We start from the raw sequence: 13,511 nt of genomic DNA, 5'->3' as shown, positions 1-13,511 counted from the left end.
GACCCAACCCCCGTCATCAGCGTATACTTCATATTAACTTAAGTGTTTTCCTAAAAAAATCAAGAATTTATTGAGTATAAGTTTGGTTCTGATTGACTTATCATTTCGATGTCACTGTGATAAACCAACCAATCAGCAGACATGATGACGGGAGGTGCAGCCATGCTGGATATTTGGCGGCTTAAAATTTTGATTCAGTTCGATACACTCAAAACGATGAAACGTGTTTCCGAAGTGATGGCGATCACCCAGTCGGCGGTGTCTGCCCAGCTAAAACAGCTTGAAAAAGACACGAACACCACTTTATTGGAAAAGGTTGGCCGCAACGTTGAACTGACGGCAACGGCCAAGGAATTGATTGCCCAGGTTCGGCCAATTATCGATGACCTGGAAGCAGTTGAAGCCTCGCTGACCGGTGCCGATTCCAACTACGAGGGGATTGTCCGCATCGGCGCTTTTTCCAGTGCGTTACAGGCGCTAGTTGTGCCGGCAGCGGCTGCGGTCAATCAACAGTATCCGGAGGTCGATTTCCGCCTGGCAGAACTCGAGCCCCCAGCCAGTTTAACCGCGCTGAGTGCACACCAGATCGACCTGGCCATCGTGGCCTACATTGGTGACATGATGCCGCTGCCAGACGATTTGACTGCCGTTGAGTTGGGCACTGATGAGCTCAAGGTACTGGTCAACACACACAATCAATTGGCCGGCCAAACCAGTGTCAGCATTAATGACCTGCGCGACCAGGACTGGGCGATGGAACCAGACGGCGCCTACCTCAGCGACAAGGTTTGGCGGCTGTGCCAGGAGGCAGGCTATCAGCCGCATCGGATCGCGACCTTTCAAGACTACGGCGCAATTCGGCAGGCGGTGACCTATAATATGGGTATCGGTGTGCTGCCGGGCATCACGATTCCCAAACAGTTGACGAACACCGCGCTGTTGGCCTTAACGCCGACGCAGCACCGCCACTTCTACCTCGTTTCACGCAAGGCACAAGCCCGCATGAAAACGATTGAAGCGACACGGACGCAAATTCAAGCGACTAGCAAGCGCGTGCTAACACTGGGTTCTGCTCGGCGCGCTACGATCAACCCCGGCCGGTCAAAAGCCAGAAAGACTCAACAAACCAAAACTAAACAAAGAAAGTGAGACATCGCCATGGCATTACAAAAACACTTTGATTTTGGCGGGGCAACCCACCACAGCGGTGGCAGTAAATCGGCCGCAAAAAAAACACTCTCTGCTTACTGGGACTATATTTTAGGCCAGAGTTCACGGTTGCCGGAGACGCTCACAGTTGCGGATTTAAAATCATTTAAAGATACGATTGAAACCCACGGCAATAAGCTCATTAACAGCTACCAAGTGTCCGGTGGCGGGTTTGTAGCGCCGCTGCAGGGGTTTATTCGGGAAAGTAACGATTTTTTGAATCAGTTCCTGCTAACTGGTGACAATCAGCTGCTTGCGCCCGACACCGCGCTTGATGCCGACAAAAAGGCATTTATGCTGCAGTTTGAACATCATGTGAATGCCTTGATTCGCCATTATGAAACCGTCATTAGCCACTATCATCCTGAATAGTCTAATCGTGGTCAAATTGACTCTTTTATTGTAAAAATGCCTATTGATGAAGAGATGCGGATGTCGAACGATTACTTAACAGAGGCATTCTGATACAACGTTGAATGTCGAAATGGGCAGTCATCCGGCATATGACAACATCCTTCATCGCTACCCATCGAGTGGGCACCGCCCAGGGTGATGACGATTTTCTATTGTACTTAAAATAAAACGCCAATAAAACGTCTGGAAAACTTCTGAAAAAATTTCCGAAATGGTAAACTAGTAGGGATAGTTTTACGTAGTTCCTAGTAACCAACCAAAATTCAGAAAAGAGGGTTTACCATGCGTTTTTTACATACAGCCGATTGGCACATTGGCCGGCGCCTGCACGGGTTTGACCTGACTGATAGTCAGGCCGATGCCTTTAACCAAATTGAAACGATTGCTACAAACGAACAAGTGGATGGTATTTTATTAGCCGGCGACCTTTACGACCGGGGCATGCCGTCAGAAGAGTCCGTTGGCCAGCTGAACAAGATGATCGAGCAGTTGAATCTCACTGACCAGATTCCAATCTACGCCATCTCTGGCAACCACGACAGCGCCATTCGTTTATCCACGGGTGCCCAGTGGTTCCGGGCAACCGATTTTTACATGGCGACCGACATCAAGGAGGCGTTTGACCCAATCACCGTGGGCAACACCCAAATTTTCCTGTTGCCATACTTCGAACCCTTCGCGGCCGCCCAATATTTTGACGATGACACCATCGTTCATTTGGACCAAGCGGTTGCGAGAGCGGTCGAGAAGATGAAAACGTTGTTTGACCCTGATAAAAAACACATTTTGGAAGCGCACTTCTTCGTTTCCGGCAGTGCAACCACAGATTCTGAAACGCAATTGACGGTGGGCGGACTCGCTTCGGTTCCCTTATCAACGTTACAGGATTTCGATTACGTCGCACTGGGTCACCTGCATGGGCGGCAAGCCCTGCAGGCTGACAACGCCAGCTACAGTGGCTCGCCAGTGAAATTCTCCCTGTCTGAAGCAAATCAGGAGAAGGGCGTGTACATCCTCGATACGGAAACCATGACGCGCGAATTCAAACCACTGACACCGTTGCGCGATGTGCAACAGTTACACGAAGCGTTTGAGACCTTGATCGATCCCGTTTTCTATGACGACCTCGACCGCGACAACTATTTCGGCATCACGCTCACCGACACCAAGCCGATTCCAAACGTCCTGGCACGGTTACGCGACATCTATCCAAACATCATCACCCTGGCACGTGAAAAGGGCTACCAGGCCTCGTTGCGTCCAAGTGCGATCAACGTGAAGCACCAGGACCCGATGGCGCTGCTGGACCAGTTTTACGAACTGGTGGCGAAGGACGACCTTAGCGACCAGCAGAAAAAATGGGCGGAAGAGGCGTTGAAGAAGGCAAACAAGGAGGTCCAGTCATGAAGCCGTTAAAGTTAACCCTTAAAAATTTTGGCCCCTACGAAAGTGAGGTTATCGACTTTCAAAAATTAGACCAAGTGCCGGTTTTCTTGATCTCCGGGCAGACTGGAAGTGGCAAAACGACCATTTTCGAAGCGCTGACGTTTGCGCTATATGGTGAAAGTGTGACCTCGGATCGACCGGCAAACAGCTTGCAGTCAGACTTCGCAGTGGATACCGAACCGACGGAAGTCACGCTGTTGTTTGATCACCAAGGCAAACAATATGAGATTACCCGCCAGCCTAAGCAGACACTGGCAAAAAAACGGGGCACCGGCGACAAAACATACGCGGCCTCGGCCCAGCTAAAAGTGTTTGACAACGCTAACAAGGTTGAAGACACCACCAAGCTTAAGGAGATCAACATTGAATTGGAACAACTCCTGCAGATCAACCGGGACCAGTTTTCACAAATTGTTCTGTTGCCGCAGGGAGATTTCCGCCGCTTCTTAATTTCAGACAGTGAGGGCAAAGAAAGTGTCCTGCGAAAATTATTTAAAACGCAGCTGTATCAAAACTGGGGTGAACAGATCAAGGACCAGTTGCGGGAAGCCAATTCGAAGAGCCGCGGCTGGAAGAGCACGATTACCGATAATTTAAAGGGCATTCAGTGGCTCGAAAAACCGGCTGATCTCGCCGACTTAGGCGTTGAATCGCAGGTTGCTTTGCTAAAGGACCAGCAAACACAAACGGAAGCAACCGGTCACCAGCAGCGCGATGCGTTGAACAAGCAACGGGCGGCTGTTCAAAAACAGCAAACGACCATCGAGCAAGGCGTCAAGCACAATCAACAGCTGGATGAACTTGCTAAACTTGAGGCGCAACAGACGCAACTTGATAGTCAGGCACCCGCAATGGCGACACTTCAGAAAACGATTGCGACCTTAACCTGGGTCCAAACGTTAAAGCCCAAATACGATACGCTGCAGCAGGCCACAGCTAGTCACCAACAGACCGCCCAAAATATTATCGCTGAGCGAACAAATAAGGCGAAGACTGAAACGGATCTGCAGGCGCTGAAAACAACCCAGGCAGAACTGCAGAAACAAGCCCCGACATACGCAGCTAAACAACAACAGGTGCCGCTGTTGGAACAACAACGCCCCTCGTTTGAGAAAGTGGCACAGCTCACCGCAACTTTAACGCAGGCAAAGGTCGCGGCGACTCAGGCTCAAAAGGCACTGACAACGATAACGACCCAGCAACAGACCGTCAGTGATAACCTCGTCAAGCAGCAATCAGTGGCGGATCAGGCCGCTCCGCTAAAGCTGCAGGAAGCCACCCTGAAGCAGCAACAAGACAAACTGGCCGGCTACACGCGGCAGGGGCACGCATTGCAGCAGGCAGCCGAGCAGCTGACAATCAGTAATCAGCAGGTGACGGCAAAACAAACTCAGCTGCCGGAATCACAGGCAGCCGTTTCAAGTGCCGAAGCGCAAAAGGACGACTTAGAAAATCAACGGTTAGCTAACCATATCGCAGAGTTAGCCCAACAGTTGAAACCTGGTACCCCTTGTCCGATCTGTGGCAGTGTTGACCACCCAAGCCCGGCCCTTGCCGTTGAAGGCAAAACCATCACTAAGGCCGCGCTCACGACGGCTGATAAGAACGTGACGATGCAACGACAACGCTTTACCAAATTAGAAACTGAAATTGATCAGTTAACACAAAATTTGCGCACGCAACAAACCGCTCAAAACAACGCTGTTACTGCGTTTCAGAATGAGTTGGCTGATCTGGATTGGTTATCGATCAAAACCGGTTTAGACTTGGTCGGTTGTCTGGACTCATTACAGGCCATGGCTAAGACAGTGGCTGAGCAGATGACAAACATTCAACAACAGGTCGCAGAAAGTGAAAGAGCGGCTGTTCAAGTCACCCAGTTGACTGAACAACAGGCCGAGTTGACTAAGAGAATGTCAACGCAACAAACTGGTTTCAATGAAGCCCAGCAGCGGGTGCAGACCGTGACCGTTCAGCTGACGGATGCACAGGCCCAGTTACCGGCCGATTTTAAGGATCTGGCAAGTCTTGATGCCCATTTGAAAGCCCTCAAACAGGCCATTGCCGATTTCAATCAGCAACAGTCAGATAACCAAAAGAGCTTAGTCGCCACCCAGAGCGCGTTGGCAGCATCAGTCTCAAAATTAGATGTGTTAACCGCTAGGCAAACCGAGTTAGCCACTCAGGTCACTGATTTGAACAATCAGCTGACAACCGACTTGAAAACACATTTCGAAGGTCAGGCAGACTGGGACCAGTTCAAAGCACTAATTGCCCAAGTGTCAACCATTCCTGACAAACGCCAACAGATACAGGCGTACAACCAGCAGACCGCATCGGTCAGGGCACAACTCGAAACCTACCGCAAGATGGTCAGTGGTGACCGTGTCGATGTGACAACAGCAAAGGCACAATTACAAACGCTGCAGACTGACCTCCAGCGGGCAAGCGATCAGCTGGATGCCACAAGCAAGCTTTATATCTTAAACCAAAAAACGCTTGAGACTATTGAAAATGCCACCAAGGCTATTCGCAAACAGGCACACGACCTTGATGAACTCACCTTGCTGTCCAGTACCATCAACGGCAGCGGTGATGCTAAATTGAGTTTGGAACGGTATGTGCTTCAGCAGTACTTGCTGGAGATCCTGGACGCCGCTAACGGCCACCTACAGGAATTAAGTTCCGGCCGCTACTATCTGCAATTGCACGAAGAAGCAGGGACCTACGCGAAGAATACCGGGCTAGAATTGGATGTTTATGACGATAACGTTGGCCATACCAGAAGTGTGCACACGTTGTCGGGTGGCGAAAGTTTCATTGCTGCTCTGAGTTTAGCCTTAGCACTTGGTGAAGTGATTCAAAACCAAGCCGGCGGAATTTCCATCGATGCGCTGTTTATCGACGAAGGTTTCGGTTCCCTTGATACTGATTCCCTTCAGACCGCTATGGCGGCCTTGGAACACATCGAAGGCGACCACCGGATGATCGGCATTATTAGTCACGTTGCGGCGTTAAAGACGCAGATCCCGTATCAGATTCAAGTGACAACGCAAGGACAAGGTAAGAGCCGTGCGAAACTCGTTGTCCCACAATGAGCCTGGAATACCTCGGAATTTTATGTTTTTTTAATCCTTTTACCGAAGCTTAGACTTTCACTCGAAACGTTGATATAACGGCAATGTAAACGTCGTTATTGGTATTCTCATTTTCCTCACATTTGTTTTTTAGTTCGAATTAAGGTCAACTTGGTTAACTAGTAATCGTAGACACGAAGCACCACAAATCATCATGTCAAAGAATTCTAGCCGACACGCTATCGTCATACAGAAAAGGAGTGTCCTAATCATGTTAATCGACCAAAATAAAGAATTAAATAACGTAACCGCAGCACAAATCATTGAAGTCACGTACCCCGTTATCAAGGCACGCACAGAAACTGGCTCGCTGGTGGAAGTCAACGTTTCGCCGACGGAGCGCCAGGACCCGCTATTCTGGGAAGAAGTACGCAGCATCCTGAAAGCCAAGCTTTGGGTGCCGATGGGCAAGAAGTACCACCAGTTGATCGATAATGGCTGGTTGCTGGATAATACCGCGCTTAGTTATTAGGATCTAAACTAAACCATTTCTAAATTAAAAAGTGCTATCTGAAAGGTCATAGAATTTCAGATAGCACTTTTTGTGTGCTTAGGTATTTATTTTCAGGTCTATCTTAATGTAACGTTGACATTATGAAGGCGGGCAGAATACTACTTAACGCTCTAAATTCTAGTGTAAGAAATCCTTTGAGAAAAACTCTGGATTCGGCCACTGATAAAATCCTTGACCAGTTGAAATCGATGCACCAGAAATTGCGTCAATGTTAAAACATTTTTTGCACGTTTACCTCATTCAATCAAGTTTCAATCCCGGCGCTTCGATAGGTTTCTTAATGATGCTCTCGCCTTTAAATATTAGAAATGTTAACTTGGCCCATCAACGTTGACAACAGCTGATATAGCATTATGAAATCCTTTTTCCGTAACGGAAAATTGCGTCATGGTTTTGGGCTTCTTTGATTAACGGCTTGTGCTTTCTAGTCCGTTATCCAATCTAATCGCGCCACCGTTAATGTGATTTGCTTGATCAGAAGCTAGATATACAGCACAATCAGCAACTTCTGTAGTCGTTGCATACCGATTGTCCAAGTACGCACTGGCATATGTTTTTTTTGCTTGTGCATGCGACATATCTGTCATTGCCATATCTTCAATTCTGTTCATCATATCAGTGTCGATAGCACCAGGACACACGGCGTTAACATTGATCCCATGAGGTCCTAATTCCATGGCAACGCTCTTCACCATGCCTAGAACAGCATGCTTTGAGGAACAATAATGTGACATTTCAGGTGCACCAACCATAGAACCGTCCGATGCAATAACCACAATGTGGCCACTTTCTTGTTTAATCATCTGTGGTGCAGCATATTTCATGCTGTACATGACACCGAAAACATTAATACCATATGTTTTTTCGAAGTTTGCATAGGTTTGTTCTTGAATGGGTAGTGCTTTTCCTTCACTACCAGCATTTGGAACTAAAATATCTAATTGACCATAATAGTTGATTGTGTTTTCCATAAGCGTCTTAACTTGATTTTCTTTACTAACATCGACAACTGTTGTAAGCAAATGGTCTTTATCAATGTCAACTTCATTCAAAAATTTATCTAACTTTGTTTGACTCGTTGATGAAATAGAAAGTTTAGCACCTTCTTTTGCGAATTCTTTAACAAGAGCCTGGCCTACACCACCGGTTGCACCTGTAATCACGACAACTTTATCTTTTAAACCGTAATCCATTATGAACACATCCCTTTGTTAAATTTATAACTAGTAGATACGGTTTCATTATAAAAGGGCTATACTAATAAGTGAAATTAATAAGTATTATTAACAATACAAATTATTAATAACTGGAGAAATCAATATGGATATTAATCGTTTACGAGTTTTTGTTAACCTTGTGGAAACAAGAAATTATACCAGAACAGCTGCCAATTTACATATTTCTCAGCCAATGGTGACCCATAATATTAAGGCAATTGAGGATGAAATTGGAATTAAATTATTTGACCGTAGCACTAAATATGTACATGTTACCAGTAATGGTGAAGAGTTTTACAACAAAATTAAACCGATGATTAACCGGTATTATTTAGCTGTTCAAACGATTCGAGAAAAAGATTATTCAGAACAAAATACGATTACTATAGGCTTTTCATCGACCCCATTTAATGAACTATATATTCCTCAATGGATTAAGGACTTTAAAAAGCAAAAACCGGAAACTAAATTTTATGTAGAAAGTTTAAATCATAACAAACTAAAACAATATTTAGAAACAAACGAAATAGATATTTTATTCACTAGCGAAGGAGATGCTTCAGATTTAAGTAATAGCCAAACCTATCCATTGATTTCCGATTCATTTTTTGCAGTCATGCCAAAATCAAATCATCTGGCTCAATATGGCCATTTAAAAATTGATGATTTTCACGATCAGAAAATGATATTTATTGATAATAATTGGACGGGAGTTGAGATGATTGAATTGCAGCGTCAGATTATTCATGATAATCCACATATCGATATTACTTACGCTAATGATATTGTAGCTGCAAATATCTTGGTCAATGCTGAAGAGGGTATTTCGTTAGGATTAAACTTTATTTATCCACATTCAAATGATAGGCTGGCGTATGTGCCTTTAAACTGGCAGGGGATAATTAGATACGTTGCAGTTTTGCACAAAAATAATGACAAACATTGCGTTCATGAATTTGTTAAATTTATTCAACAAGACCTTTCAAATTAACGAGTGGGAATCAAAAAGAGCCATCTGAAAGACAATAGTATCCCAGACAGCATTTCCTAACGCTTTTTTGTCGATTTAATTATTTGTGTTTTTGCACAATTTGATTCTTTGCGGATGGCTATAAGAAATAAAAGACTATTTTGGACAATTATTCCAAAAAATGGAAAGACAGTAGCATCAAATTCCAAAAAAACTCTGCCAAATACTCAAATGTTGAAATGCTTATCTGAATGGCTTTGTGCCACTTTTCAGTTGGTCTTGAAACATTATTTAATAAGCGAGTTTGTTAATATTAAGTCGCTGTCTCTTCGTTCCAGTCCTGCCAGCTACTTTACCTTGTCTTTATTGACAAAGCGCCGATAAAGACCGTAGTTCAAACCGCCTTGCGGATTGCCCACCAAAAAGAATTACTCCTCGTTGGAAGCTGGAAAGCTCATTCAAACCGCAAAACAGTATCCCTAATTAGAACATAACTATGAATACATCTTGAGTAATATAGCAATGGTGATAATGACCTATAATTTTGGGATTTACCTAGGTAAGAGAGCCGTCACTAATACACATTGAACAACCTATTTTACTATTTTGCTGAGTCTTTAACAAATGTTCAGGTTGTAGGGGCGTTTGGCTGTTATCATAACAAATTATTATCTGGGTTAAAATGCTAAAGAAAAGTATCTTTAAAGTATCATTAATGAACTGTTTTCCTCATTTTCCAATCATTACATAACAATATGAATCGAATACTGGACAATGCCATGTAAAGTTCTTTTGAATATTGGTTAGGATCTGAACCCTTAGAAAACGCGTTTTTATAGTATTATTGACCTTCCAACATCTAGATTAGAAAATAAGGTTATAAAAAAATTATTATTTAGATTTTTATTTTTTTGAATATCATGTTTCGAGGAAAAGCTTCTGTGAATAATGCAACTTTATTTAAATTCTTCCATACAAATTTTATTAAGCATGGTTAATTCAGGGGACTTATTGATGTTATCCATGGTTAAAAACTTTAAATTAATATTATTAGGTTTTTCGCCAAGGGAATACATTTTTAATCCTTGTAGGTCAGAATTTTTTACAAACGTGTCAAGAGTCATGGCCCATCCCAACCCATTAAGAACTCCCATCAACATCGTGTGAGTTGACGTTACATCAATGGAGAAGGGTTGATCTTCAGACTTTTCATTAACAAGGTAATTATCTAAAAATTTCCGGAAATAATCATCGCGTCTTGATGCAATTATTTCATGACGATGAATCTCAGAAAAGGGCAACCATGGGTGGTGAAATTCCGGTTTTTCAACAGGCTTCGTGAATAAGGGATCGCCTGCGGGTGCAACAATCACTGTTTCGCCTGTTCGGATAATACGTTCCTGAATATCTTGATTAGAGTTGATACCGGCAGTAATAACGCAATCTAATTCATTTTTTTGTAGAAGAGGCACCAATTTTTTTGTCGCATTTTCTTTTAAACTGATTCGAGCGTTAGGAAATTCTTTCATAAATCTTGGAATAATGGAAGTAATTAAAAACTCAGCTTCTGCATTTTGGAAGCCAATGTTAATTTGACCACCACTCTGTTGTTGAATCTGACGTAGTTCTAACCTCATTTTTTTCCTTAATTCTTGATCTTTTTTTAAATAGTCGATGTACCGTTGACCAGCATAAGTTAATTGAAAACTTTTTCCAATTCGATTAAAGATAGTAATATCTAATTCCGTTTCCTTTGTATGAACATACTTGCTAAGTGCTGATGGTGTAATAAACAATTTTTCTGCGGCCCTTGTAATACCACCGTATTTTACGACTGCCAGCATATATGTGATTTCACGATTCATAAGCTATCACCCCCTAAAGCTATTTTATACTTAATTAGTAATATAAAAAACGGACTTTGCTTTTTGCTTAGTCCGTTTAAATCATTAAACATCTACAATTGACCCGTCAAAAGCCCTCTGAGCTTTTATGTTTCTTTGAGCAACTGGGTATTTTTCTTCTACATCCTTAATTAATTCAATCCCTAATCCTGGTCTTTCAGGCACAGTAATATATCCGTTATGGACTTCAAAAGAATCTTTTAGCATTTTAGACTCTTCGCCTTGGAAGTAAAAAGAGGGAAATTCTTGAATCGCAAAATTGGGAATTGATGCGGCGAGCTGAATGCAGGCTGCGGTTGAAATTGGTCCAAGAGGGTTGTGAGGAACGATTTGAGCATAATTGGCTTCTGCAATTGATGCAATCTTTTTGCCAGCTGTAATACCGCCTACTACGCATACATCAGGACGAACATATTTTGCTGCGTGGTGTTGTAATTGAATTTCAAATTCTTGAATATTGATATTCCTTTCACCAGTGGCAACCGGAATGGGTGATTTTTCGGCAACTTCTTGCATCATTTCAACATTATCAGGTGCAATTGGATCTTCGATAAATAAGGGATTGTACTTAGCAGCTCGTTGTGAAAGCACGATAGCTTCAGCGGGCGTTAAACTGCGATGACATTCCAAAATGATATCAAAATCATCACCTACCGCTTCTCGACACGCCTTAATATTTGCAAGGTAGTCTTTGATACTTTGCGAAAAAGTTTTAGAAACTTTTGAAGAACTGCTATCTTCAATATTTTTTGTTATCATTAATCTCACAGCATTGAAACCTGATTTTTTCAAATTGAGGCATTGTTTAGCAATTGTTTCTGGTGTATACGCAAAAGCAACTGCATAGCATCGAATTTTATCTCTAGTTTTACCACCTAATAATTGATAGATTGGTACCCCCAGCGCTTTACCTTTAATATCCCACAAAGCGATATCAATTGCTGAAAGTGCTCCCATGATAATATTTCCACGAAAATACATACTTCGATATAAATAATTCCAATGATCTTCGATATTAAAAGGGTCTTTACCGACTAAATAGTCTCGAAACTTATCTATTACCTCTGCGGTGCTGTCCAGGAATCCCCAGACACCAACTTCGCCAACTCCTTTTATTCCTGTGTTGGTTGTTATTTCAACGAACAGATATTTACTTGCCGGAATTAATTTAATTGTTTCAATTTTCATTTTAATCACTACTCCTTATTATTTTAAAATATTAAATTTTTAATTCATTGGGTAAATCAGTGGAATTAAGGAGCCTAAAACCATAATAATTACAGCCAAAGGAAATCCGGCTTTGATATAATTCCAAAGATTGTATCCACCTGGTTCCATAATCATTGTTTGAGCCGGTGAAGCTAAAGGGGTCAGAAATGAACACGAACTAGCGGTCACAGCAGCCAAAACAGCAGCTCTTGAATCGAGACCGAGATTAACACTTGCAGTTGCTACTAAAGGTGCAAAGATAGCCACAGTCGCTAAATTTGACATAAATTGTGTCAAAATGAAAGGGGCACCAAAGAAAACTGCGGCTATTAGGAATTGATTTGTATTATTTCCAATCAAGGTACTCATCCCGTTTGCAATAACAGAGCCGGCTCCAGTTTTAGTTAATGCATCAGATAGTACAAGAACACCACCAAATAAGAAGATAGTTGGTAAATTAATTGAACTTAAAGCTTCTTTCTCGTTTAATACGCCACAAATAACCAATAAACAGGCACCTATGGTCGAGATAATATACAACTCTACACCTATATAACTAGAAAGGACCATAACAATAATTGTTAATAGGATAATAGCAATAGCGATTTTTTCTTTTCGTGGCGATAATTGAGTATCAACATTTTTTTTAGTTAAATGATCTTCGAATAGGTTATTATCGTGATTAGGTAACAATTTTGGAGCGATATACGCCATATAGATAATCGATACTATTAATATAGGCAACTTAACAATAGTGAAGTCCCACAACTGTAAAGGTGTTTTACCGCCAGCTTTTATCATTACCGAACTCCAAGCCATGTTAGCAGAGCCGATTCCTAGGAATGTTGTTGCAGCTGCAATATTTGCAACGACTGCGACAGGATATAATATCTTACTTCGACTAATATCAACATCATTCGCAATTGCGATTAAAAGGGGGAGAAGAATTGCAATAGTTGCCGTGGCACTTGTTAAAATACTTAAGAGTGTGGCAGCCAGACAGGCAATTAATATTAATTTGCTCCGATTATCACGATACCGCTCAACTAAAGACTGAGAGCGCTTAATAATACTGGTTTTAGTAATTGCTGCCCCGATTACGAACATTCCAGCAAACATAATAACGTTGGTATTAATAAAGCCAGAAAATGCTTGTGCAGGGGACATTACCTTAGTCAGAATTAATGCTAATATAATTCCCATGGAGGTCAAAGACATTGGTACTTTTCCAGACAGAAAAGCCAAAATTGTGCAGAAAAGAATAATTAAGGTTATTGTAAGTGAACTCAACATTGTCATCTCCTAATTTATGATACACATGTAGTTTAAATCACATGAAGATTAATGTTAATTTCAATATTTTCTATATTTATTGACTTTTTAGTTAATATGAATAATAAGAGCCTACCATCAGACGAATGTATCTAAGCCTTCTGGTAGGCAGTTTTTCATTTTTGATGGCAAGTACAGAAAGATAATTATGTTTTGCTC

The 13,511-nt window shown here is 42.4% G+C and carries 10 protein-coding genes; 6 read left to right on the top strand and 4 right to left on the bottom strand.

The genetic code is table 11. The features are described 5' to 3' along the window. The first annotated feature begins 162 nt into the window (after nucleotides 1-162). The 5 genes from FC82_RS03345 to FC82_RS03325 all read left to right on the top strand — a co-directional run bounded on the left by FC82_RS03345 (nucleotide 163) and on the right by FC82_RS03325 (nucleotide 6,678). A complete protein-coding gene (locus FC82_RS03345; protein ID WP_054758541.1) occupies nucleotides 163-1,149 on the top strand; it encodes a LysR family transcriptional regulator in 987 nt (328 codons plus the stop codon). A gap of 9 nt (nucleotides 1,150-1,158) precedes the next feature. Next, complete coding sequence (locus FC82_RS03340; protein WP_054758542.1) at nucleotides 1,159-1,581, top strand: hypothetical protein; 423 nt, start codon at nucleotides 1,159-1,161, stop codon at nucleotides 1,579-1,581. Between the two features lie 324 nt (nucleotides 1,582-1,905). Further along, nucleotides 1,906-3,030, top strand: a complete 1,125-nt coding sequence (locus FC82_RS03335) for an exonuclease SbcCD subunit D (protein WP_056996203.1) — start codon at nucleotides 1,906-1,908, stop codon at nucleotides 3,028-3,030. Next, nucleotides 3,027-6,167 (top strand): AAA family ATPase, encoded by a 3,141-nt coding sequence (locus FC82_RS03330; protein ID WP_056996202.1) that lies wholly within the window; start codon nucleotides 3,027-3,029, stop codon nucleotides 6,165-6,167. The genes FC82_RS03335 and FC82_RS03330 overlap by 4 nt, the downstream gene beginning before the upstream one ends. A 250-nt stretch (nucleotides 6,168-6,417) precedes the next feature. Next, nucleotides 6,418-6,678, top strand: a complete 261-nt coding sequence (locus FC82_RS03325) for a hypothetical protein (RefSeq protein WP_054758548.1) — start codon at nucleotides 6,418-6,420, stop codon at nucleotides 6,676-6,678. Between the two features lie 449 nt (nucleotides 6,679-7,127). On the opposite strand, the gene FC82_RS03320 is transcribed toward FC82_RS03325, so the two are convergent. After that, on the bottom strand, nucleotides 7,128-7,913 hold the full coding sequence (locus tag FC82_RS03320; RefSeq protein ID WP_054758550.1) for an SDR family NAD(P)-dependent oxidoreductase: 786 nt from the start codon (nucleotides 7,911-7,913) through the stop codon (nucleotides 7,128-7,130). 127 nt (nucleotides 7,914-8,040) lie between these two features. On the opposite strand from FC82_RS03320, the gene FC82_RS03315 reads away from it, so the two are divergent. After that, nucleotides 8,041-8,928: a LysR family transcriptional regulator gene (locus FC82_RS03315; RefSeq protein ID WP_054758552.1), complete on the top strand. Its 888-nt coding sequence runs from the start codon at nucleotides 8,041-8,043 to the stop codon at nucleotides 8,926-8,928. A gap of 935 nt (nucleotides 8,929-9,863) precedes the next feature. On the opposite strand, the gene FC82_RS03310 is transcribed toward FC82_RS03315, so the two are convergent. From FC82_RS03310 to FC82_RS03300, 3 genes are all read right to left on the bottom strand, one after another. Then, complete coding sequence (locus FC82_RS03310; RefSeq protein ID WP_056996201.1) at nucleotides 9,864-10,772, bottom strand: LysR family transcriptional regulator; 909 nt, start codon at nucleotides 10,770-10,772, stop codon at nucleotides 9,864-9,866. Nucleotides 10,773-10,856: 84 nt separating this feature from the next. Continuing rightward, entirely contained in the window at nucleotides 10,857-11,999 is a 1,143-nt protein-coding gene (locus tag FC82_RS03305) for a mandelate racemase/muconate lactonizing enzyme family protein (protein ID WP_056996200.1), read from the bottom strand. Between the two features lie 39 nt (nucleotides 12,000-12,038). Then, nucleotides 12,039-13,313 carry an SLC13 family permease gene (locus FC82_RS03300; RefSeq protein ID WP_202813726.1) on the bottom strand — a complete coding sequence of 425 codons (1,275 nt, stop codon included), beginning with the start codon at nucleotides 13,311-13,313 and terminating at the stop codon, nucleotides 12,039-12,041. Nucleotides 13,314-13,511: the final 198 nt, after the last annotated feature.

The sequence above is a fragment of the Secundilactobacillus collinoides DSM 20515 = JCM 1123 genome, assembly GCF_001435975.1.
GTDB lineage: Bacteria > Bacillota > Bacilli > Lactobacillales > Lactobacillaceae > Secundilactobacillus > Secundilactobacillus collinoides.
The sequence above is the reverse complement of the archived record's forward strand: the minus strand, read 5'-3'. Positions and strand labels throughout refer to the sequence as shown.

Excerpts from the sequence above, each read along its gene's own strand:
- FC82_RS03345 (WP_054758541.1), top strand. The coding sequence starts at position 163 with ATGCTGGATATTTGGCGGCTTAAAATTTTGATTCAGTTCGATACACTC.
- FC82_RS03340 (WP_054758542.1), top strand. The coding sequence starts at position 1,159 with ATGGCATTACAAAAACACTTTGATTTTGGCGGGGCAACCCACCACAGC.
- FC82_RS03335 (WP_056996203.1), top strand. The coding sequence starts at position 1,906 with ATGCGTTTTTTACATACAGCCGATTGGCACATTGGCCGGCGCCTGCAC.
- FC82_RS03330 (WP_056996202.1), top strand. The coding sequence starts at position 3,027 with ATGAAGCCGTTAAAGTTAACCCTTAAAAATTTTGGCCCCTACGAAAGT.
- FC82_RS03325 (WP_054758548.1), top strand. The coding sequence starts at position 6,418 with ATGTTAATCGACCAAAATAAAGAATTAAATAACGTAACCGCAGCACAA.
- FC82_RS03320 (WP_054758550.1), bottom strand. The coding sequence starts at position 7,913 with ATGGATTACGGTTTAAAAGATAAAGTTGTCGTGATTACAGGTGCAACC.
- FC82_RS03315 (WP_054758552.1), top strand. The coding sequence starts at position 8,041 with ATGGATATTAATCGTTTACGAGTTTTTGTTAACCTTGTGGAAACAAGA.
- FC82_RS03310 (WP_056996201.1), bottom strand. The coding sequence starts at position 10,772 with ATGAATCGTGAAATCACATATATGCTGGCAGTCGTAAAATACGGTGGT.
- FC82_RS03305 (WP_056996200.1), bottom strand. The coding sequence starts at position 11,999 with ATGAAAATTGAAACAATTAAATTAATTCCGGCAAGTAAATATCTGTTC.
- FC82_RS03300 (WP_202813726.1), bottom strand. The coding sequence starts at position 13,313 with ATGTTGAGTTCACTTACAATAACCTTAATTATTCTTTTCTGCACAATT.